The organism is Olivibacter sp. 47, from assembly GCF_030372825.1.
GTDB lineage: Bacteria > Bacteroidota > Bacteroidia > Sphingobacteriales > Sphingobacteriaceae > Olivibacter > Olivibacter oleidegradans.
Window position 1 is genome coordinate 1,799,834 of the sequence record NZ_JAUCNR010000001.1, and the last position, 22,701, is coordinate 1,822,534.

General features: G+C 44.1%; 16 protein-coding genes. All 16 read right to left on the reverse strand.

Annotated features, from left to right (window positions below; genetic code table 11):
* Window positions 1-237: 237 nt before the first annotated feature.
* Window positions 238-510 (reverse strand): hypothetical protein, encoded by a 273-nt coding sequence (locus tag QT327_RS07935; RefSeq protein ID WP_130858166.1) that lies wholly within the window; start codon window positions 508-510, stop codon window positions 238-240.
* The gene (locus tag QT327_RS07940) at window positions 494-3,133 is read right to left on the reverse strand and encodes an alpha-L-rhamnosidase (protein ID WP_242627389.1); all 2,640 of its coding nucleotides are present in this window, start codon (window positions 3,131-3,133) and stop codon (window positions 494-496) included. Before QT327_RS07940 ends, QT327_RS07935 begins: the two co-directional genes overlap by 17 nt.
* 31 nt (window positions 3,134-3,164) lie before the next feature.
* A complete protein-coding gene (locus tag QT327_RS07945; RefSeq protein WP_289552564.1) occupies window positions 3,165-3,908 on the reverse strand; it encodes a 3-keto-disaccharide hydrolase in 744 nt (247 codons plus the stop codon).
* 28 nt (window positions 3,909-3,936) lie between these two features.
* Window positions 3,937-5,247, reverse strand: a complete 1,311-nt coding sequence (locus QT327_RS07950; protein ID WP_242627390.1) for a Gfo/Idh/MocA family protein — start codon at window positions 5,245-5,247, stop codon at window positions 3,937-3,939.
* Window positions 5,248-5,508: 261 nt separating this feature from the next.
* Window positions 5,509-8,262 carry a glycosyl hydrolase gene (locus QT327_RS07955; RefSeq protein ID WP_130858168.1) on the reverse strand — a complete coding sequence of 918 codons (2,754 nt, stop codon included), beginning with the start codon at window positions 8,260-8,262 and terminating at the stop codon, window positions 5,509-5,511.
* A gap of 84 nt (window positions 8,263-8,346) precedes the next feature.
* On the reverse strand, window positions 8,347-8,655 hold the full coding sequence (rhaM, locus tag QT327_RS07960; protein ID WP_130858169.1) for an L-rhamnose mutarotase: 309 nt from the start codon (window positions 8,653-8,655) through the stop codon (window positions 8,347-8,349).
* Window positions 8,656-8,710: 55 nt separating this feature from the next.
* Complete coding sequence (locus QT327_RS07965; RefSeq protein WP_130858170.1) at window positions 8,711-9,868, reverse strand: glycoside hydrolase family 88/105 protein; 1,158 nt, start codon at window positions 9,866-9,868, stop codon at window positions 8,711-8,713.
* Between the two features lie 66 nt (window positions 9,869-9,934).
* Complete coding sequence (locus QT327_RS07970) at window positions 9,935-10,720, reverse strand: rhamnogalacturonan acetylesterase (RefSeq protein ID WP_013663780.1); 786 nt, start codon at window positions 10,718-10,720, stop codon at window positions 9,935-9,937.
* A gap of 534 nt (window positions 10,721-11,254) precedes the next feature.
* The gene (locus QT327_RS07975) at window positions 11,255-12,205 is read right to left on the reverse strand and encodes a hypothetical protein (protein WP_289552566.1); all 951 of its coding nucleotides are present in this window, start codon (window positions 12,203-12,205) and stop codon (window positions 11,255-11,257) included.
* A 5-nt stretch (window positions 12,206-12,210) separates the two neighbouring features.
* Window positions 12,211-12,864 carry a hypothetical protein gene (locus tag QT327_RS07980; RefSeq protein ID WP_289552567.1) on the reverse strand — a complete coding sequence of 218 codons (654 nt, stop codon included), beginning with the start codon at window positions 12,862-12,864 and terminating at the stop codon, window positions 12,211-12,213.
* Between the two features lie 56 nt (window positions 12,865-12,920).
* Entirely contained in the window at window positions 12,921-13,421 is a 501-nt protein-coding gene (locus QT327_RS07985; RefSeq protein WP_289552568.1) for a hypothetical protein, read from the reverse strand.
* 181 nt (window positions 13,422-13,602) lie between these two features.
* Window positions 13,603-17,001 (reverse strand): DUF4450 domain-containing protein, encoded by a 3,399-nt coding sequence (locus QT327_RS07990; RefSeq protein ID WP_130858172.1) that lies wholly within the window; start codon window positions 16,999-17,001, stop codon window positions 13,603-13,605.
* 303 nt (window positions 17,002-17,304) lie between these two features.
* The gene (locus tag QT327_RS07995) at window positions 17,305-18,684 is read right to left on the reverse strand and encodes a glycoside hydrolase family 28 protein (RefSeq protein WP_242627391.1); all 1,380 of its coding nucleotides are present in this window, start codon (window positions 18,682-18,684) and stop codon (window positions 17,305-17,307) included.
* Between the two features lie 98 nt (window positions 18,685-18,782).
* Complete coding sequence (locus tag QT327_RS08000; RefSeq protein ID WP_130858174.1) at window positions 18,783-20,219, reverse strand: pectate lyase family protein; 1,437 nt, start codon at window positions 20,217-20,219, stop codon at window positions 18,783-18,785.
* 18 nt (window positions 20,220-20,237) lie between these two features.
* Window positions 20,238-21,191 (reverse strand): glycoside hydrolase family protein, encoded by a 954-nt coding sequence (locus tag QT327_RS08005; RefSeq protein WP_289552569.1) that lies wholly within the window; start codon window positions 21,189-21,191, stop codon window positions 20,238-20,240.
* Window positions 21,192-21,305: 114 nt separating this feature from the next.
* A complete protein-coding gene (locus QT327_RS08010; RefSeq protein ID WP_130858176.1) occupies window positions 21,306-22,580 on the reverse strand; it encodes an oligogalacturonate lyase family protein in 1,275 nt (424 codons plus the stop codon).
* Between the last annotated feature and the right edge of the window lie 121 nt (window positions 22,581-22,701).

The following is a 22,701-nucleotide window of genomic DNA, read 5'->3' on the forward strand; positions in this document are numbered from 1 at the left end:
TGTAATTTTAAAGGGAAAAGACGGTTTTTGATTGGTTGATTCGGTGTTGGAGATTCTTTACAAAGATACGGAAATTTTTGCTATTGCATAGAGAAGAAAAGCTCGAGTGTTGTATATAAAGGAAGGTTTTCTTTAGTCACTTTTTTCCGCAAAAAGTAACCAAAAACTCCTCGCTTGGAACTTTGCCACAAGCGGTAGTGCATCAACGTGCAAACCGCAAATTTCCTAGGCGATATTTCAGTAGAACGGAGGGCTTTTGCGGGCAGCTGGTAAGCCCTGTGCGTGGGAAGAATGGCCTTGGAGGATACCGAGGCAACGAGCAGCAAAGCATTTGCACGTCTGTTCATATTGCAATACCCAAGCGGATTGAGGAAGTGAAACGGCTCCAATACGCGCCGGTAATGCTTTGCAATCAGGTGCAAGGTAGCCTACACCGCCTTGATTTTGCTCAACTTTTATCAAGAAAAGTTGAATAAAAAAACCTTCCTTTTCCTTATATATCAAATTCATGACTACCGGCAGCCAACGTTCTTTTCTCTCCAGACGGTAGCGTCAATGTTCCATCGCTATTAGGGGGAATCGTCAGCCAAAGCTTTATATGTTTTCCTTTCCTTTCCCAGCGCGTTGTGATTTTACCATGAGGTCCTATATGCGAAGCTTCAAAACTTTCCAGTCCCTCGACAAAATGGGGTTCGATAAGAACATGTTTAAAGCCCGGCTTTTCAGGGTCTGGTTTAATGCCACCTAATCCTTTATATAACCATGCCCCAATTTCACCGAACATAATATGGTTAAGCGAGATATCGTGCGCCGATTGGATATTCCAGTTTTCATAAAGCGTAGTCGCACCATTTTTAATCCACCATCCCCACGAGGGATAATCTTCCTGAGCCGCAATTTTGTAAGCTATATCAGCATAACCATTTTCGCTTAAAGCATTTAGGATGGCTTTGGTTCCTAAAAGCCCGACATCCAAATGATAGTTATCTGCTGTAACACGCTCTGCAAGATTCTTTGCCACCTTTGCACGTAAATCATCAGGCACTATACCCCAAAAGAGCGGCATACTTAGTTCAGTTTGAACGCCCTGTCCGTAAATTCCCGTTTCCTTATTTAAATATTTTGCGTTAATAGCGTCCTTTATCTTTCCCGCCAATTGCTCATAATGTATCGCATCTTGTTCTTTTCCGAACAACTTGGCCGCTTTGGCTAAAATCATTGCATCCACATAGTAGTAGATTGAAGATGATAGTTCCACAGGGGATTTTGATTTTACCGGCACCCAGTCGCCCAGACCCCAAGTGGTGAGTCCACTAGGATATAGAGCATCGATATGATCGACATAACGTTTAATGGCAAAATAGGAATCTTTCAACAGTTTATTATCACCATAAAACAAGTAAACATTCCAGGGAATTAAGGCAATCGTGCTCGTCCAATCCGGACCATTGCCCCATTCATAGCCCCAGCCGCCTGTTGGAATAATGGAAGGCAAAACGCCGTTAGCTTGCTGTTCATCCCGGTGATCGGCCAACCATTTTTCATAAATTGTAATGGCATCAAAGCTATACAAGCCCGTCTCAATTGCGATGTGCGCATCACCCGTCCATCCATTTTTTTCTCGTTGTGGACAGTCGGTTGGATAGCCAAATAAATTTGATAGGTACGAACGATTGGTAGCCTCCCAGATTTTATTGATAACGGGATTAGAGGCATGAATAGTACCAACCTGAGGCACATCACTATGCATAAAATAAGCCGTTAAACTTTCTTCTTTCAGGATTATCGGACGGCTGGCCGTTACTTCCACGTATTGAAACCCTTTATAATTAAAGGCAGGCATGAAATGATCATGCTTTCCACTAAGGATGACTATGTCGGTCTGAAAAGGGTCTCTATGATCCGTAGGTCGGTAATGTTGATCAATATTGGAAATATCCACATGTCCGTTTTCATAAAGTCGCTCCCCATGCTTTAGGCGAACGACGGTCCCTTTCTCCCCTTGAATATGTAGTTCCGTAACGCCTGAAATATTTTTACCAAAATCAAAGACATACGTCGTATCATTCAATTTTTTAAAATCCTTAACCTTCAACTGCTTCACATTTCGAATAGGATGCATCGTCTGCGATACCACTTGCTGTGAGGGTGCAGCACGGTAAAAAACTTCTTTCCAAGTACTATCATTGAAATCAGCCTTGCTCCACCCCTCTTGCTTTAGGCGTGCATCATAATGCTCTGCTGTATAAATACTGTTGAACACCAAAGGACCGGTACTGGTTTTCCAAGTTTTATCACTGACAATTGTTTCAACTGAACCATCCTCATAAGTAATTCGCAAGTCCAAGCAAAAGGTCGGTCGTGCCCTCCATGGCGCTTTATCAAAAAACCAAACAGCCGTTGATTGATGGTTATACCAGCCATTTCCCAGCAAGACGCCTATCGCATTCCTATCCTGCTGGATTTGCTCCGTTACATCGTAGCTAACGTACAAATTCCGTCGATCGAAGCGTGTGTACGCCGGATCCAATCGATGGTTCCCAATTCGTTTGCCATTTAAATACAATTCATACAACCCGGCAGCTGCAACATAAGCACGCGCAGATTTTATCGGCTTTGATGGAGTAAACGTTTTTCGAAAGTAAGGTGCGGGTTTTACATGTATGTCCTGACCATCGGAAATCCAGCTCCCTTTCCAATTAGCCGTCTGCATGATGCCTGTTTCGAATGAGCTAACAGGACTTTCTAATACATTACCTTGGCGATCCCAGGCTCTCACTTTCCAAAAATATTTCGTAAAGGCTTTCAGTGCCGCCCCATCATAATGTGCGAGTGTTTGATCGCTGACAATCTTCCCCTTATGATATAGGTTCCCCTCACCTCGCTGCGTTGCAAGGGAATCGCTATTTACATATATTTCATAAGCCGATTGTTTGAAACCTTGCTTTGCAGTTTCAAATCTCCACGTAAATCGGGGATGCTCCTGATCGATACCAAGAGGCGACGGAAGATGTTCAACCTGCAAGTGAACGAGTCTAACCTCTTGTGCAGCTAAATTTCCATAAGCGAATAAAACGAGTAGAATGGCAAAAAAACGAACACCTATAACGGTAAAGGATTTACGGGAATGCATGATTTTATTATAAATTTGTTGTTTTTGATTTTTAAAGATTAGGTTTTGGGACGTCCGCATTTGGCGGGAGTTCTATAATTTTGAAATTGCGAAAGTGAGTTGCAGCACCTTCCGATTCGAGACAGAGATAGCCTTTTTTAGACGATGCATTGCGCACGCCATTTACAAAACGACCGTTAACAGAAAGTTTTACCGTTCCGTCTACACATATCACATCATAGGTGTTCCATTCTCCCTTTCCTTTACATCGGTTTTCTATGGATTTACTTCGCTCACCTCGCGGGTTATCCGGTATTGTTGTCGTTCCACCAGCACCGAAAAGCTCACCATGCACATAGGCTATCGGTGGTTTTCGTCCGTCCTGCAGGTGTTGATTGACCCAATCAAGCTCCAGCATTTGGACTTCAACCCCGGCTGGAAGACGAGTTTTTGCATCCGGCTTGGCATCACTCCATATAAAGACACCCGAGTTTCCTCCCGCCTCCATATGGCGCCACTCGACGTGCAGTATAAAATTTTCGTATATTTTTTCAGAACGCATGACGCCGATCGGCTTTCCTGTACATTTCAAAAGCTCACCATCCACCCGCCAAGTACCGGGGCCCGTGTTGACATTAAGCCATCTTAGGGTATGTTCCCCTCCTGCTTCCTTATTTATTATATTTTCCAAAGCAACAGCGTGGCCAAAGCTTATACTTTCCGATTGCGCATAAACTCGCAAATGATTCGAGCTGAGCACCAAAAGCAGCGGAAGCACAAATTTATATATCTTCATCGTTAAAATCATTTCAGCGAGCCCCCGATTAGACAAACTTCGTTTTTCCCGGTACGGCTATTCCCGGTCCTTCCCATTTTAGATCCCACGCGTATTCCTCGATGGCGGGCCCTAAACGGTGCTCCGATTGAATGGCTTGCTCCCAGGTGATCGTTTGTCCGCTATAAGCCACCATCCGGCCCCAAATAGCCAGCATGGTACTATTAGCCATCCACTCTCCATCGTTGATGACTATGCCTTTGCGTATGGCCGCGAACAATTCATCGTGCTGGGTTTGGTACATGTTATTCTTTTTATCGCGGTACTTCCAATTGTTTTTCCCTATAATTTCAACCGGACCGCCTATATTAACGACAGCCCGGCCGTCGCTTCCCAAGACCTCAACGCTATTTCTGTTGGACGTACCGGCCTGTTGTCTGGTAAAGTGAAAACCACGTGCACCATTTTCATACTCAAATTCAATGGCAAAATGGTCATAAATATTTCCGTAGATCTCGTCGGTCCGTACCTGTCGACCACCCGTACCGGTTGCTTTTACAGGCATCTTGTCACCCATTGCCCACGACATCATATCCAAACTATGAACGGCCTGTTCTACAATAAAATCACCGGAAAGCCAGTTATAATAATACCAGTTTCGCAATTGATAAGTCATTTCGGACCAATCCGGTTGTCGGGGAATCGACCATAACTCGCCTCCATTCCTAAAAGTTGACACCGTGTTTATCGAACCGATCTCGCCATCAAGCACTTTACCGAATACCGCTCTATTCGCCCAATCGTAACGAAAGCAAAAGCCAGAGACGAGGCATAAACGCTGCTCTTTTGCCTGCCTCACGGCATCAAGCACTTTACGCACACCAGGCGCATCAACAGCCACGGGCTTTTCGCAGAAAATATGCTTTCCTGCTTTTACTGCTGCGGCTAAATGATCAGGCCTAAATCCGGGAGGTGTAGCCAACAACACGACGTCCACATCGGCCTCCAATACCCTTTGATAAGCGTCGAACCCGATGAAACGGTGCTTCTTGTCCACCTTCACTCGTTTCTCATCTATTTGCGACAACGCGTTGAGCGCCTGTTCCAAACGATCTTCGAAGATATCGCCCATGGCAGTAATATACACATTCGGATCGGCCTGTAAAGCTTGAGCTGCAGCGCCTGTCCCCCTACCGCCACAACCGATCAATCCTACCTTCAACACAGATTCCTTCACCTGCCAAGCAGCGAATGAAGGTTGACGGTAAGCCAAAGTACCCGCTGCCACCAGCAAGCTTGATTTTCTCAAAAATGTTCTTCTATCCGTTTTTTGCGGTTTAAACTGGTTATACTTCATCATAATACGGTTTGTTTAGTTCACTAAAGTATAAAAAATAACCGCGTAAAAAAATCAGTATTGTTGAACACAACGATTCCATGGAAGCGTATACGTTTTAGCAAATAAAGGTTAAAACAAGAAGCGCAGCAACCTGTACCGTCCTGTAAAAAGACTAAGGGTCTCCACGAAAGAAACCCTTAATATATCTGAAAATAATAAATTAACGCTTAATAAGATGATTAATCTTACAAAATGATATGTTCAAGTTTCACATGAAACAGTTTAGTAACATTCGATATACACCGGACCCGCTAAGCCGGCAGGGATTGTTTTCCAGTTTGACGCGTCGAAAGGTTCATAGTCGATGTTGACGAATTGACTTCCATTATACTCCCGCCATTTCATTTTCCGTCGATCCATATAGCGGATTCGATTGGCCATTAAATTCGCTACTTCGATTTCAATGGTGTTTTTCCCTGGACGAACAAGATTTCCAAGTCTTAATTTATAAGGAAGGCTCCAAATCAATCCAGCATCTTTTCCATTAATTTTTATACGGGCACTTTCAAATAAGCTGTCCAACTTTAAAACATATTCCTTTGCAAAGCCTGCGGGTAATTCAAAAGTAGACATGTAAACGGCTTTTCCGGCAAAATTATTTGCTGCGCTATCTTGTAGATCTGTCCACCGCATCAGGCGATCCAGATTTCGTGCTTTTGGAATCGTTGGCCCCCCATCCTTAAAGGTTAATCGCCATTTTCCTTCTATAGCGATAGACGCAGTGGGCTTTTCCAGGTATTGCCAATCTACCAGTTCTTGGTGCTCTTTATGTAAACCTGCCAAAATCCAGGACTCACCGGGCTCCAACTGTACCCTCACTTTCAGTCGGTTATTTTTAGACATGATTGCTGCTCTTCCGGTTTTTTCCGAAAGGGGATCCAAAATATACCAAGAAGCACCTGCTCCATTAAATGTTACATATTCGTCCACCCGTTTTCCGGTTAAATTGACCAGGTAATAATAGTGATCTGTTCCAACTTTCCGCCGAACAAATCGCAGTCCTGTCTTCACCAAGGCTTCCCCGGGCAAACTTACTTCCCGGAGACCGTCACGCAAGATTTCTTTCACTAAAATTTTACCTTTACCAACCTTCGGTTGCCTCGACATCTTCTTTATATTTTCCAAGACCTGAGCAAGTTTCATTCTACGCCTTTCCAGATCGTGAGCACCGGGAACATCCTTCGGCAAGGATTGAAAAATAAGCGTAGCGCCATTTTCCGCCAAGTGAATAAGTCTTTCTAAGGTTTCTACGGGCATTTTGTCGGTTTTCGGTATCAATAAAGCACGATAAGGTAAGGACTCCTTACCTGTCACCCAATTTCCATCTTGAACCTGCAGCTTTTCAAGCAAATGATCGGATACAAAATCGAAAGAATAGCCTTCTTCCTGTAATTGCAAAGCCTGCTTATAGAATTCAGTAGGATGTAACCATTCATCGATATCGTGAACCTTCAAGGCCCTTAAAGCTCCCTTTGGCTGATGCCATATATCATAGATCGGCCAATAAATCAGTAATTCATTATCCGCTTTTCCTGATTGCAAGATCGATTGTACTCGGGTGATATACCGGTTCATCCCGTCTAAATGGCTCCATAAGCTATTAGCCGGCACAAAATTCACGGACGCATAAAAGAGCCATCCCGGCCAAGGCACCTCTCGCGGAGAATAAGTCGTACCGTGGTAAAACACATGATTAATCCCGGCCAAAAACACTTGGTCCACTTCCGGTTTACATTGCGCCCAGGACGTTTTAAAGTGTTCCGTCAGCCAGGTGAAGGTTTCACTCGATACCAGATTCTTACCGGTTACATGCGCAGCGGAAGAAGCGAATTTTAACATCATTGGATCGGGATCCACATTACGTATATCGGCGCTATCACGACGCAGCCCCGGTATCGGAAAATAACTCGAACCAAAGGTTTCTGCCTCCGGTATATCCACCGCCGCATATAAATCCAAGAGATTACCCGGCGAACCGTGCGCTTGGTTTTTTGTAATACCATGCTGTTCATGCGCCCAATGAGTCCAATGCTTGGTAAAATTATCTAAAAGCATCTCTGCCACCGTTTCGCGGTAATCAGATTTGATACGCGCGACCTGCTCAGTTGAATCCCGACTTAGCAAATCGCGTACATAATACCGTAGATCGTAACCTCGGTTAGCTCGGAAGGTTTTAAACAGTGCTTCCGTCCAGTCTGCTCCATACACCTCATAGCTATCGTTATAGAAAGCCCTTATTCCAATACGCTCTTTACCTAATGCCTGTGTGTACGGTTGAAGATAGCGATCCAGTGCCCCTTTCGAAAAGTGATCGAGCGTTAAACCTTCACCACCTGGCGCTGCACGTTTTACCTGCTGCTTGGTTTTTCCCAGAAACAAAGCATATAATTCCCACGTACCCTTATCGGCCATCCAATGGAGTGTACCGGAGCTATCCACTTTATCCGTCAATAAAAGCGTTTTATTATCGGGACCATATGCGGTTAAAGAGATTAAGGGAGCGTTGGGTTGTTTCGGATCTGAAGACCTAATCTTTTCTTGCAACGGTTGTTCCCCTTGTAATTTATACGTGCCTACTATTAGCTTGGTAGCCGCATCGGCTGTATCAACTTGCGGTCCGCCAAAAGGCCAACCGGTACCATTAGTTAAATCGACTCCCATCCCCAGGCTATCGGCCGTTTGCAAGGTAAACCGTAAGCGCTTCATCCACTCGTCCGAAAGGTGTTCTATGTATTGATCTTCATAACCTTTTGCTCCATATATGGGTGCAATTTCTACCCCGCCAAAACCGCGTTGTTGATATTCCTGAAGGAGGCTACGTAGGTTTGCACTATCTACCGCATTTCCCATCCACCACCAGCGCGTCCAAGGTTTCATCTCTTTAGTAACTTCCGGCCAAAGGGTATCGGGTTCGCGCTGGCATCCTGCTGTTAGCGCGAGACTTATAATGAATAGGTATTGAAGTTTTTTTAACATCTTTATTAGTGAACAAGGGAACCTGTTAGTTGGGAACCGGTCATACTCCATGCTCCCTATTAACTACTCCCTATTAACTACTGTCTACTCCAAATGAAACATCATTTTCAAAGGTTTACTCACGGGCGAATTATCTGCATTTGTTTCCATAATATCCGCCATATAGGCCCACCATTTTTTCACCAATGGATGATCTCCCAGATCCTGCGAAGAACTGCCATTTTGCCTTTGTACCGCAAACAAGGTATTCGTTTCTTCGTCCAAAAAAATAGAATAGTCGGCTACGCCTGTTTCTTTTAGCAGTGCGCTTATTTCCGGCCATATTTCATCATGCCTTTTTTTGTATTCCTCTTGGAATCCCGGCATTAATTTCATTTTAAAAGCGATTTTCATTTTGAGGTATTAGCTTATAGCTATTAGCAGTTAACACATCGCTAATGCCTTATGTCTAAAGGCTATTAGCTAATTTATACACTTCCGTTCCGGCCAGCAGAAAACAACCCAAGCCGTAATCCTCGAAGTCAGGTTTGCTGGTATAGGTAACCGGTTGGCCGTCCTTCGGCTCTTTTCCAGTGCCTTGTACATAACCCAAGAAACCGTTCTTATGTAAGGATTCCTTTGACAACGCTTTCCAAGCCTTGGTTACGATCGGCAAGTATACCTTTTTATCCACCAAGCCTTTGTTGATCGCCCAAGCCATCCCGTAGGTAAATAGCGCTGTTCCCGTCGCTTCCTTCCCTCCAAAGTGCGTAGGATCGTGTAAACTTACATTCCAAAAACCGTCTTTCCGTTGCAAAGGAGCCAATGCCGCTAGCATATTGGTCAAATCCGTTAAATATTCCTGATAATGCGCGTCGCTTTTTGGCAATTCGTCTAAGACCCGCACCAAAGCCGCTACTACCCAGCCATTACCACGTGCCCAGTAGCAATCCTCACCATTTGGTTCTTTGTAAGGCGGAACAAAATCCTTGTCGCGCCACCACAGTTTATCTTCGGGATTGTATAAACCATTTCCTCCCTCCTTATATTTGGTATGCGCGTACAGTGCGTACATTTTATCAAAATATTTCGGATCATTATAGGTTACACCCAACTTTACGAATATAGGCATAGCCATTTGTATGGCATCAATCCAATCCCAATCATCTACCTGATCGCTATTGACCATCGCATCGATGTTATCTTTAATCGCTTTGATCTGAATAGCTTGCTTATCTAAGCGATACAAGTCGATATACGTTTGACCGCAGCATTGGTTATCCGCATTGCGCGTAAACAAATCACGTGCAGGTGCCCATTGGTGTTTTTCTCCCCATTGCGTAGCGTAGTTGTGGTAACGCTTATCAGCATCAATTGTATACAATGCCATCAAGCCTTCGTAATACACCGCCCTGGTCCAGATATTCGCCGGGCGCTCTTTATTCGTAATGATTGTTTTTCCCGCGTCGGGCCATTTCTCCATAAAATAGTTATTAGCCAGCCGAAGCTGCTGTAATATTTCGTCTTTCTTTGGCAATTTTTGCCCATAACCAGGTAAGCCAACCACTAACAAGAAGCATAGTGTTGTTAGCGTTTTCCGTAAGTTTCTATTGCGTATTTTATTCATCGTTATTAGTTATTAGCAATTAGGTATTAGCTGACAGCTTTCAGCGATCAGCTATCCCAAATCAGCCTATTTTCGTTTAATAAATTTTTTCAAGCCCATTTTAGGTACTTTCTTTATCGCTTCTACAAGCAGCGCTGCATTCTTCTTTGCACCTTCCAAATCAGTGTGCGTATGGTCGTCGGGGAAATAGGCTCTCACCTGTTCCCGTCCTATTTGATCATAATAATCAGCAACCAAATCGTGCAGTGGAATAAATGTCGCCCCTTCGCGAGCGGCTACTTCTTTTGCCCATTTCGGATATCCATCCGTGTCACGCGCTATCTTATTTTCTTCCCATCTATCACGAGGAATAGGCGAACATACGATCACCCGAGCCCCCTTTGCTTTCGCTTCGCGAATAAATTTAGACAAATACCAACCGTATGTATAAACAACTTCTTGCTGCTTTGTAATGGGATTATATATCTCCTTTTGTTCCTCACCTATGCCTTTCAATGTTCCACGTGCTCTGGCCGTATCGTCCAAGGGGCTACCGTCATTATGCCCAAACTGCATCATAAGATAGTCGCCGGTTTGGATTCGGTTTAACACGTTATCCCATAAGCCTTTGGTTATATAAGTACGTGTACTCGTTCCTCCCAAAGCATGATTTTCGATGGAAAGACGCGTGGTGTCAAAATAAGAAGACAGTAGGCTCCCCCAGCCCCACTGACCATTGCTGCCATCACCTTTACCATTTTTGACGGTAGAATCGCCAATAATATATAAGGTTGGCTTTCTGTCAACCGGCTTCATTGCCAACAGTAGGAGCAACAGTATACTGACGAATGGTTTAATTTTTGATGAATGCATCGATTTATTTGGCTTAATATAATATCTTTTAAATATGGTGCAAAGGTTTGCTCTCGCCTGCCCAATGGCAGAAAAAATTTATTGATTATGCTATTGTTACTTTCTTCCGCAGAAAGTAACCAAAGACTCATCGCTTGGAACTTTGCTTCATCGGTAGTGCCTCCACGTGCTAACCGCAAATTTCCTAGGCGATACTTTAGTAGAATGGAGGGCCTTTACTTTTAACCAAATTTATTAAATATTAATCTATTGTTTAATATATGAATCGTATGGCTATATCACTTTTTATGCTACTATAATACATCAAATCAAGCAGGCCGGCAACCTGTAGCGTCCTGTTATGTTACTTTCTTCCGAAGACCACGACATAGCTTGAACCGAGTGAAACGAGCTCATGAACTTAGCGCAGCGTTCTCACGAACGCCTATTAGATAATTTAAATGGTGAGTAATACCATTGAAAATAAATACTTATAAATAATGCCGTTAAAAACGAACTAATGATGGAAAAAAGTAACCAAAACCGAAGAGCGAGCTAAGGCATTTTTTTAAATCCTTCCGCTTTCGCCTGCCACGAACCGTCTTTTGGAAATCCCGGAAGCTCGCCCTCGCTTCCATCCCATCCACCGGCCATCATGGCTATCGCTGCTAATACGCCTCCATTTCCAGGCAGATAAATACGTAATCTCCCATCTTGGTAGTTATGACCATTCCTAAGATATGTATTTGTTTGTATATCCATAAAGAGTGCATCAAGTGCTTTTTCGGGCAGGCCCAGGCGTGCTGCATTCATGGCAGTCATCGGGAAATCCCAGCCCCAAGTATCGGCCCACGACCAGGTCTTCCAAACCGTATCCAAGGTACTTTTCATCACGTTCTTATCTAGTTTGGGTGATTCAGGAACCATGCCTAAAGCGCCCAGCACGGCAGGATGATCCGTCCGCCATTTTGGGTTGGTATAAGAATCCGTTGCGCTCTCAGTTGCTAAGTAAACACCTCCTTGAACCGGCAGTGCTGCCAACTTCTGAATCACCTCATTCCATTTTTCATTGGGTTCCATGCCTGCCCGTTTGCGCCATTGTTGTGCAATGCGCAAGGCCCAATCCCAATAGGCAACCTCATAGGTTGGATTGAAAGTTTCAGCCGCTTTAAAAACCTCTTGTGCCGGAATTACGCCTTTACCTAAATTATAACGGGCTTTTACTTTATCGTAAGTCGGAAATGACGCCATAAAGTCGGCCGTTTCAAAAACCAGGTCTTTATATTTATCAATGACTTTGGGGTCTTCCTTATCCCGATAGGCCAGTTCCGCCAAATAAATAAAATGCGGCTGTTGCCAAATAAGAAACGCGGCCACGGAAGAAGGACTTTCATTGCCTTCGTTGTCTGACATTTTTTGCCATCTGGCACCCTCATATCCCTGACGTTTGGCAATTGCTCTTGCCTTCTCCACCGTATTAGCATAATAGCCGAGGCTTTTTTCCATCAGGTCTACACGACCCAAAGTGCAAAATGCACAGCATGCCACCAGTGCATCTCCGTATGTGGTTTACCGAACCAACTGTTGAATGTCAGACCCGTCTCTTGCGGTGGATAATGTCCCGCACACTGTACCTTCGTTAAGTACTGCGACAACACCACGCGTCGCTCAAGTTCTTTCGCCCGTGGATCTTTACTCCCGGCAAAATCAATAGCTGCCCCCCGGTTCCAGAAGTCGGCCCAAGCTTTTGTGCTGCTAGCCAAAGTCTCATCGTATAAAGACAGCTTTCCCTCCATCTTTTTTTGCGAAAAGGCAGCACTGAACTCCAACAGATCCGTGTTTCTTCCCGGTTGAAAAACAAAATAATGATCTTCTTTACCTTTGTTGAGCTTACCTTCGGTAAAAGTAAGGCTAGTTTCATAACGCGTTCCCTGGAGCTGATGACTAATATTGGCAAAATGTGTATCGCTTACTTCGATTTTAGTTTGGTGCAGCTCGGGGTGCTCCCAAAAGGTTCCCTCATCCAAAAACTCCGCTGTTGGGTAAGGATAGCGTATATAGATTGCCAAGCGCCCTTCCTTAATTAAAGGCGATTGCACTTTAACTGCCAGCTGATCCTGCTCTTGATGGCCGGCGGTATACACCTCAACCGGCTCGCCTTCCACTTGGAATGAACTATGAATTTCACCTGTCCATAAATTCAGTTCCTGGTGAATATGCGTTAAATCTTTTGCTTCTGCGCGTTGACCATTTTTTTGTACAATTCAAAACCAATATTTCCCAATTGAAGTCGATGCGCATTCTCACGAAACCAATCAGTGGCTTCTTTATTTCGTTGAGGTTCCTTCCATTGTACACTATATTTGGCATCTCTTCCTTCGTTGTTAAAGTCGTAGCTCTTCAATGTTTCTTCAAAGCGGAAGTTTTTTTCGTTTTTAAAGCTATCCCACGCCCATTCCGATTGCGTTCCCAAGGCCACTCCCTTTTCGTACAATAAAGGAAAAGTCTGCAAGCCTGTCACATCAACTGTAAATGCAAATTCTCCATTACCCACGGTTAAAGAGCTCAATGAATCAATAGACTCATTAACAACATTATGCCGGGTTACTACGGCTTTTCGATCAATAGAATCGTTCTTCTTCGTTTGCTTTTGATTACAGGAGAGTATTCCAATCAAACAGCAAGTTAATATCGATAAATAATGTCTTTTCTTGTATATCATATTTGTTATTGGTTATTTGTTACTAGTTATTCGTACTGACTACTTAACCATTAGGCTATTTAACTACTTACAAGGCAGTAAGCTTTAAGCGCACCTGCCTACGTTACTACATTGGCTAATTGACTAACCGAGCGTAGCGAGCTCATAAATACCTTTAAAGTGAACACGAATGAATAATTCCCTACTCAACAACTTCTAGTGTCATTCCCATCAAGCCTATTACTACATCATTGGCTATCGCTCGCAATTCAAGTGTCTTCAGTTCCTTCGTCGGATCGAGCGAGAAGTCCAATAGCGTGGCGGCGCCACCGTCGATTGCCCGCTTCGTAAATCCCTTGATTTCATCATAACTTCCTTCCCCTCCGCGTACGAACCGGCCGGTTTTCAAATGCAACCGATAGGGTTTTTCCTTCAGTAGGGAAAAAGCATAACCATCATCCTCATAATCCTGCTCGATCGGCCACCAATTATCGGGATTTCGGAGTTCCAGCTTTTCTTTGGTCCCGTCCGCGTAAACAATAGTCACTAGGCCATTGATGAACTGGCTCTGCATGGGGTTGGTGGTGCCGGCCATTAGCAAATAAACATGCGAGGCTTTGCCTGTTAGGGCAAGGGTCTTCTTTGTTGGGTAGTTGTCCCACTGCGAGGTAAACAGGATATCGTTTCCATCAACCGATAATTTTATTGGTACACCATTTGGCAAGCGTATATGACCCTGTGCCTTCGCTAACCGTTTGGTCCCTTGATCATCTAAAACAGGTTCAATCAAGGGATAGCACCAATTACCGATACCTTGCCAAGGTAGTTGTAAGGTCGGCGCACCCGGTCGTGGACTTAAGTAACGTTGCTTAAACAATTCTGTTATTTTTCCGTTGAACTCCTTACTTAAGTCCAGCATTTCATATTTTCCTGTCCGTATAGCTGCTTTCTCCAGAGACGCGCTGCGACGATAAGCATCTTCAACGCGTACATCCACAGGCATCCACCATTGCGCATTCCCTTGTCTAAGCTTTACAAAGAACAATGATTTCCCCACTCGCTTGAAGGAAAACTTCCGTTTCTCATTTGAGGAATCCACCAATACTCGTTGTGGATCGTACACCTCTTCAAGCCGTGCTTCACGGATATCCAAGTTCAGATCCTGCCCCAAAACGACACTATTTTGATAGCCCAGTTCGGCTATTTCTTTATCAGCCCACTCGATCTCAATGTTGTAGCTTGCAGTCTTGGGTATCGACACCTGAAGTGTCGGCTGCCCCAGTGCTTCCTCTATCCATGTGCAGTTAACGTCTTTTCCATTCACCCTTACCTGCTTTACTGCCGCTTTTTTAGTGCGCAACAGCAATTTCAAGTTCATACTCCTTTGGTATCTTGGCGTGATTTCATAGTGATCAAGCAATCCCGAGCGCTTAAAAGAAAAACTTATATTGGGAACATCTAAATCCGCTTCATTCCACGATTGTGGTAAACCGGGACGTATAGTAAGCGTATCAACTAATGCATCCGGTAAAATGCCGAATAGCCCCTCCGTTAATGTGCGCGCTGCGACGCCGATCGGATCGGCAAAATCACGGTATAACTCGCCTCTTTGCGCATCATAGAAAGACAATTGCTGAAAATTACCCGGACTGGCACCTAAGTACATGCTTTCTATAAGGTTGCTTTTCCACAATCGAAAGGCATCTTCCGCTTTGCCTCCCTGCCAGTACGCAAGAGCCGTTTGTAGGTTTTCAGCAAGTGCCACATTGTTGATCGACCAAGTGTACGGTTGCCAATTTGTTGTAGACAACGTGTAAAGTTGCTGCTCCGATAGGCCGGCCGCCCGTATGGGGATATGGGGAATATGCTCGTCAACATAAGTTAACGACTGATAGCGCTGAAAGGGTGTAGCCATGCGGGTATCCAGCGCATGATAGATTGTCCACAATCCTGGTTGCTCGTGCCTTAAGCCCTCACCTAAGAGATCCTTATATTCGGCATACCAGCCTTTATCTTTTAACCACAAATACTTGTTTACTGCGTCCTTAATTTTAGCAGCCTCCTGTTTATAAGGGCTTGGATCTTCACCAACGATTGCGGCGAGTCGCGCCGCCATCTCAAAACCCCGATAATTATAGGCCGAGGTGTGCGTTACGCCACCACCACTATACTGCAGGGCATCGCTTGCCCAAATGGCGCAATACGCGTCGTATAGCCCATCACCGTCCTGATCAAAATTCCGTTTCTCCCATGCCAGGTGCCTTTTGATGACAGGCCAGCTAGCTTTTATAAAGGCGGTATCACCTGTATATTGAAAATGGTTATATAATTGGTCAAAAAACACCAAGTTCATATCATAGTGATGCGGTTTGGTATTATCATTGGGATTTCTAGAGATATATCCACTGGAGAACACGGTTGTGCCCATCTCTTCAAGCTGTCTTGCCAAATGCCGCGAGGTATCCGGTACCACTGGCCCCTTCTCAGGCTCCAGTACCTGAGAACGAAGGTAAGCTGAAAAATGCAATTTAGCGCGATCATGCCAGCCCAGCGGATCAGCCACATAAGCCCCTCGCCAGGCATTTAAGCGCATGCGCCAAGCCACGGCGCCGTGTAAGTAGGTTGGAAACTCCCATATGGCGTCCGCCGCAATCGCCAATGCACCACCCAGCGTGTTGATATAAGGATCGGGGGTTTTAAGCTTTACGCGCTCCGTTAAGCCCTTCCGTTTTTCTTCAGCCTGTTGAAAAACTACTTCCAATGGCGCCTGACTTTTTTCCCGTTGGATTGCTATATAAACCGGGTGTTCGTCTTTTAGCAGATATTGAGCACCCAACACCGGACGATCAATGGATGAACTTTCCCATAATTCAGGCAACTCCGTCAGCTTATCTGCATTTAGCAGCTTCAGGGACGGTTGTCCGGAAAAAGCACCGAACAATTCCTGCGTTTGCTTTTTCTTATTTAAAAAGTTCAAATGGAATCCGCGATTGTTTAGGGTAAACGTATTCGCTTCGCAATTCTGGGGCAATAAATAAAAGCTCGATTCCGGGTCGGCACCTATGTCGCCGGCACGACTGAAATTTTGCCCACTAGCTCCTCCATAGATGGCCCAAAGTTTAATTGAATGTGCGATATTTCTTCCCTCTACGCGAAGAATCAAACCTTCATTCTCCGCTTGTGCCAAAACTTGCACCGTCAATCGTCCATCACCTAACAGTGTATCTTTAATCCAGTAAATCATTGTCCCCGGACGATACCGAGTTTCAATATGATCCGCATCAATCAGTCTTTTATAGTTCTTACCATCGGTCAGCACAAATTGTAAGTTACCGCCCATGCCCGGCAAGTATAAAGCAAATTCAGGCAAATCGCCCGCTTCCACGCGAAAAGCCGTATTCGTGCCATACAAGGCGCGATTAAATCGCCGCCTCCCTTGCACCAACACAAAGTCTTCGCCCTCGGGTTTGTAATGTACCACTCGTTCTATACCGTGCCATAAAGGCTTATGGTCATTTTCCTGCGCGTAGGATGGATCGCTCGATAATATCATACTTATCGATATGATCATGCTCAGAAAAAATGTTCTTTTTTTTATCATAACCAATTATTTACTTTCTTTCTCCGCGAAAGAAAGTAACAAAGAAAGCTCTCGGCTGAAAATGTTCTTTGAGCCTCTATGCCGTTACATAGCTTGTGCTACCCGAACCTTTTGAGGCCGATCTTTATTTATATGAAAGTTAATTCCTTCGACGATTCCCTATATTTTAACCAACAACAAAGTATCAAATAAAATTCAAACACTCATTCCATATGGCCATTCGGGCCTACACGCTAAACCTTTGAGCGGCTGAATGAAGATCGCTTTACGCTAAACGAATAACCAATAACGAATAACCAATAACTAATTAACTCCTTTTGGCGCCTCCATCACCCTTCCATTGATCTTCACATCCTCAAAGACAAGGTTCTTAACATGGTCGACCTTAAAGGGTTCTTTAATTCCTTTTAAATTGCAATTAATCATTCGCAGATTCGTTACCGGCGACTGCTGATAGGCTGCAACCATCAGCGCGTATTGCCCACCTTTTTCGACGTTCAGATTTTCTACCCAAATATTACGGATCGTAGGAATGTGATTCCCCGGTTTTTCATAAAACATATTGCACTTGACAGCGGCTTCTTTGAACGTGCCGACCTGTACATTTTTCATAAATACATTTTCAATGATCCCTCCACGGCTCGAGCTCGTCTTTATCCGCAAGACACGATCCAAGTTAGGACTATCCATTTCACAATTGATAGCATAAATGTTCTTAGCGCCTCCAGCAATCTCACTACCGATGACGACGCCACCATGCCCATCTTTCATCACACAATTCTCGATAATATGATTTTCTGCCGGGCGACCGATATTGCGGCCGTCTTCATCTCTTCCCGATTTAATGGCAATACAATCGTCGCCTGTATCGAAATAACAATCGCGTATCCATACATTTTTACAAGCTTCCGGATCGCAGCCATCGTTATTGGGCCCATGACTAATCACTTTTACCTTTTCAATCAGTACATTTTCGCACAATACGGGATTAAGGTTCCACATGGGTGAGTTAATCAACTTCACATCCGCAATCCATACATTTTTACACTGATAGGGCTGTATAAAATTAGGTCGTAAATAATGCCCATCACCAAAAATCCGCTTTTTGGGATCTACTTCCTCATGCATCATCTCATGCAAAGCATTCCGCGCAGGAGTTTGCTTACCGAGCTCTTCTCGCCAACCGTATTTTTTAGCACCACACCACCACCACCAATAATCGTTATTGGCATTCCCATCCAGTATACCATTTCCGGTAATGGCAATATTCTCCTCCCCATAAGCATAGATAAACGAGGCATAGTTCATACATTCCATCCCCTCCCAACGCGTGAAAACAATCGGATAATCCGAGCTATCCCGACTGAATATAATCGTGGCACTGTCCGCTAAGTGTAGATTTACATTACTTTTTAGGTATATTCCACCGGTGAGAAACTTTCCATAAGGAACAACGACCCTTCCTCCACCGCTTTTATGACAGGCTTCAATCGCTTTTTTGAAGGCTTCGGTATTTTTGGTTTGTCCGTCACCAACCGCACCAAAGTCCGTTATCAAAAAATCCCGTTCTAGGAAAACAGGCGCTTTAATCTGTCGCTTAAGCATTTCTATTTCCTGCTCCGGTTGCTTAGCGGAAGTCCATGCCTTCTCTTGCGCGTAACTATTAATTGACCAAGCTAACATAAAAATGAAAGATAAAAACCTGAATTGGAAAGATCGTTTTGATAAAAAAGAATACGTTTTGTTTAACTTGTTATACATGAATGAATCGTTTTTTGGCACTATCTCGATGTTGGTGTTAAAGCGTTAATATAAACTTCTATATTTAGGTATTGAGGGAAAGACGTATTAGTTTGTAGCGCATCGGTAGCGTCATTTGCATTGAGCCCTAAACGCTGCTCCCACACGTCAGGAATCCCGTCCTGATCGGTATCTTTCAATGCAGTGGCTTCGGGAAAAGATCCCAGCCCATCATTAGGTAAGGCTACATCAGATTCCGTATAAATATAGTTGCCCTGCTTTCCTTTTGAGCGCAACTCATTGATCATCGATAAATCGACTTCATCTCTGCTTGGCAAGGTAGCACCGGCATTATTCAATACATAATGATAAGCTTGTTCCGCGTTCATGCTCGGCGTTTTTGCCGGATAGGCGAAAGGCTGTTGTACAAAATTTGAATCCGCTAATCCTGGATATCCGATGGTGTCGAAGGGTACCAAGCTACCATCTAAAACGCCGTTCTTATTAGGATCGAAGTAATTTCCCGCGGCATGCAGATAAAAAGTTCCTGTACCACGTGAGAAAGGTGTGTTTTTTGGTGGCGTAAGTGGACCGGAAATAAAGTAATTATTGAGAATATTAACCTCAGAAATACCGGCCGATCCACCCATAATATAAGCATCCCCTGAAACGGTATGTCCCATTGGATTATCTAAATTTCCATAATTGTATACTACATTATTAACGAATTCATTATACCCTTTTACTTTAGGGTTGCGGGTTTTATTGCTGTGATAAAGGGTCTTTAGCATACTAATTTTTCCATTCACCGTTTGAATCAGACCGCCTGCCGAGTGATTATGCCGATGCAGGCCTTGTCCGATGATGGAATTCTGTATAGTTATGCTATCGGGTTCATTTCCTTTATTATCCCAGTTAATGGAGAAGACCTCATCCTGCCCCCAAGAAAACGATACATGATCAAAAATCATATTTTTACCATTAGCTACGCCTGAAGCATCATCATTGCGCGATGCACCTCCATTCACTCCCAGCCTAATTCTCATATAGCGGGTAATGGAATTGTTTGCTCCGGTAAAGGTGACTTTACGACCATAGAGTACAACGCCCTTACCGGGAGCCGTTTGTCCGGCAATAGTTGTATTCGCTGCGACACTTAAATTAGATTGCAAACGAATGATGCCACTTACCGCAAAAACGACAAATCGACCCGGCTGACTCACTGCATCACGAAATGACCCGGGGCCATTATCATTCAGATTAGTGACTATATAGACCGAAGGATTAGCGGCTCCACGAGCACCCTGTGCAAAGCGGCCAAAGCCCTCTGCTCCCGGGAAAGCAATAACTCGCCCATTTTCCATATAAGGATGGTTGTTGTCTGATTGTGGTAATTTAGAACAGGCCCCTAGCAATGCGGCCATTCCTAAAAAGCCGGCAAGCCAGCGATTTTTTTGTAAAAGAATAGTTTTCATCATAATTCAGGATTTTATTGGTTATACCTCACATTTAAAAATAAAAGCACTGGATGTTTGATACTTTCCGCCTTGCGAGGCGCCAAAAAGCCACGCCGGTTGATCATCCTCCAATAAAAGCATGGGTCGCTCTAAGCGGCCGTATCGCTTCAAGTGTGCGGGGGCTGGTGGTTCTTGTACATAATGACTCAATGGCTGAAAAGCTATTTGTGGTTCTGACCAATGCAATCCATCATCAGACTCCATAATCAGTCCTACTTCATGGTTAAAGACACCCATGTCGCGCGCAATCATTTTGAACTTGTCCCCTTCACGCCAAACAAAGGCATCCTCAAACTGGCGATTAGCTCCCTTTGCTGAAAAATCAATAACCGGATTATGGACATACTTCTCATACGGACCTTCCGGCTTATCGGCGAAGGCTACGCCATATTTTCTGTTTCCCCGGATCGGTCCCTTTGTTGTTTCATAGTCGTGGGTATTCCATGACTTGTAGTAGAGCCAATTTCTGCCATCTTTTCCTCTTACCCAAGCTGGGTTTGTGGTGCAATGATCATCCCATGCGCCCGCTGCACCCGGCAAGAGAATAGGCGCATCGGTGCGTGTCCATGGACCGTCGAGGGAAGAGGATGTGGCTAAACCAATGCGCTTTGTATTGGTTTTACCATTAGAGTTTCCCATATAAAAAAGATAATAAGTGTTACCTATTTTCTTTATCAGTGGGTTATGACAAGTCGTGGCGTCCCAAAACCCGGTGCCACGCGGGGCTAATACCGTTTCGAGTACCTCAAATGGCTTGTCAGGAGCGTCTGCTACCGCATGAGCGACTTCAGAGCCTTTGATCCATCCGCTCATTCCCAGATCTGCCTTCCATCGTGAGAAAAACACATGCGTTTTACCATCCGGAGCTTCAATTGGGCTATTGCACCATACATAGTAACCGGGCAATTCCAAAGCCCTACCAACTGGCTTCAACTTTTTGCAAAATCTGATATTGGGGCATCATCTTTGGTTCGCGCATGGAGCATTCTTCCCCCTTGCACCCACAGTGCCGCCAAAGAAAAGGATAAGGTGTGGATGAATTTCTTTCTATTGACTGTCATTAGTTCTTCGCTTTTCTATCTCAACTGCATATATACCTTCAAAGCCCTCAAAATTTGCCCGAAATATAATCCATTTCCCATCTGGTGAATAATGCACATTCGGTTCCAACTTATAATTATGATGTTTCATATTGACCAAGCGCTCCGCCTCAAAATGATCACCTTGAGGTTTAAAAAGATAAATATATTGTCCGTCCGGTGCTTTAGCTACCGACCCTGGATCGCCGCCATCGCCAGCAAAGGTTTTATCATCAACTGCGGAGGTGTAGTGAACAGACCATTCGTTTCGTTGCAATTGGTATTTTATCTCCTTTCCGGTTTTAAGATCCGTACCACTTACAAAAAATGTTTGACCGCGAGGCAATTGCAGATCGTACCATATGTAGTTGCCGTTCTTACTGAACCATTCATGGCCCGCAATTTCCATATCCATGCTACGTTTATGAATGAGTTTGGGCGTAGCTTTTGTTTTTACGTTAATGGTCCAGATCCGATCGACCTTATGCCAAGGGCCTTCGTGACAGAACATTAATAAGTTGGGATCTGTAGGAGAAAATTGTACATGATTTAACCAGGCGCTATCCGTAAATATCTTTTGCAGTTGTCTTGTTTTGATATCGATGGTAAATAATGTTCTCGGTAATCTTGCTTCATAAATGCGATTGAAATACTGGCTCTTTTCCGGATAGCGTTTTGAAATTTCTTTCTCTTCCTCCGTGGCATAGGCTCCGCCTAGTAGGGAAGCATCAGCATTGATCGTTGTAATCGAGGCCTTGAAATCTGCCGGAAATACAAAGATCAGTTCCTTTTTACCTGTTTTTACCGCTACGCTGAATACGCTATCCTGACATTGATAATATACTTTCCCGCTTTTTGCATGCACGATTTCCCCTTGGATTTTTCCGGATTCTTGCGTTAACCGGCGAACTTTCAAGTTTTCTAAATTAACTACATAAAGCTGCTTGTCTTTCACATTAAGGTTATAAATTTCTTGTGCCTTATTCTTTAGCTCTCCGGTATAACTTTCTTTCTGTCGCTCATTACTTCCGTAAAAAACCATCTCATTTCCTACAAAAGGATTGTTATGAAAATAGAAGCTCAAATTGATTCCCTGCCTCCGCACCAAACGCATCACCCGATGATGTGTTACGTTGTCGACCCATTCATCCGGCATTTCCTTTCCGCCGGTTTCCAATAATGGTTGCGCAGGTAGGATCGCTACCTGCAGCAGAGCAAAGAAAAACAATAAATGCTTTTTCATACCTTTTGAGTTCTAAGTAATAAGTTATACGTTATAAGTATCCCTTATGTTAACACATGTATGTAAGTCACAAGTGGCTCACATTAGCTAATTAATATACCCTGTCGAAGGACGATTTGTC

What these genes read in the sequence shown, in the direction of transcription:
- QT327_RS07985 (WP_289552568.1), bottom strand. Translation starts at nt 13,421, where the DNA reads ATGATATACAAGAAAAGACATTATTTATCGATATTAACTTGCTGTTTG.
- QT327_RS07990 (WP_130858172.1), bottom strand. Translation starts at nt 17,001, where the DNA reads ATGATAAAAAAAAGAACATTTTTTCTGAGCATGATCATATCGATAAGT.
- QT327_RS07970 (WP_013663780.1), bottom strand. Translation starts at nt 10,720, where the DNA reads ATGCATTCATCAAAAATTAAACCATTCGTCAGTATACTGTTGCTCCTA.
- QT327_RS07935 (WP_130858166.1), bottom strand. Translation starts at nt 510, where the DNA reads ATGAATTTGATATATAAGGAAAAGGAAGGTTTTTTTATTCAACTTTTC.
- QT327_RS07965 (WP_130858170.1), bottom strand. Translation starts at nt 9,868, where the DNA reads ATGAATAAAATACGCAATAGAAACTTACGGAAAACGCTAACAACACTA.
- QT327_RS08010 (WP_130858176.1), bottom strand. Translation starts at nt 22,580, where the DNA reads ATGAAAAAGCATTTATTGTTTTTCTTTGCTCTGCTGCAGGTAGCGATC.
- QT327_RS07955 (WP_130858168.1), bottom strand. Translation starts at nt 8,262, where the DNA reads ATGTTAAAAAAACTTCAATACCTATTCATTATAAGTCTCGCGCTAACA.
- QT327_RS07950 (WP_242627390.1), bottom strand. Translation starts at nt 5,247, where the DNA reads ATGATGAAGTATAACCAGTTTAAACCGCAAAAAACGGATAGAAGAACA.
- QT327_RS08000 (WP_130858174.1), bottom strand. Translation starts at nt 20,219, where the DNA reads ATGATGAAAACTATTCTTTTACAAAAAAATCGCTGGCTTGCCGGCTTT.
- QT327_RS07995 (WP_242627391.1), bottom strand. Translation starts at nt 18,684, where the DNA reads ATGTTAGCTTGGTCAATTAATAGTTACGCGCAAGAGAAGGCATGGACT.
- QT327_RS07945 (WP_289552564.1), bottom strand. Translation starts at nt 3,908, where the DNA reads ATGAAGATATATAAATTTGTGCTTCCGCTGCTTTTGGTGCTCAGCTCG.
- rhaM (WP_130858169.1), bottom strand. Translation starts at nt 8,655, where the DNA reads ATGAAAATCGCTTTTAAAATGAAATTAATGCCGGGATTCCAAGAGGAA.
- QT327_RS07975 (WP_289552566.1), bottom strand. Translation starts at nt 12,205, where the DNA reads ATGGAAAAAAGCCTCGGCTATTATGCTAATACGGTGGAGAAGGCAAGA.
- QT327_RS07940 (WP_242627389.1), bottom strand. Translation starts at nt 3,133, where the DNA reads ATGCATTCCCGTAAATCCTTTACCGTTATAGGTGTTCGTTTTTTTGCC.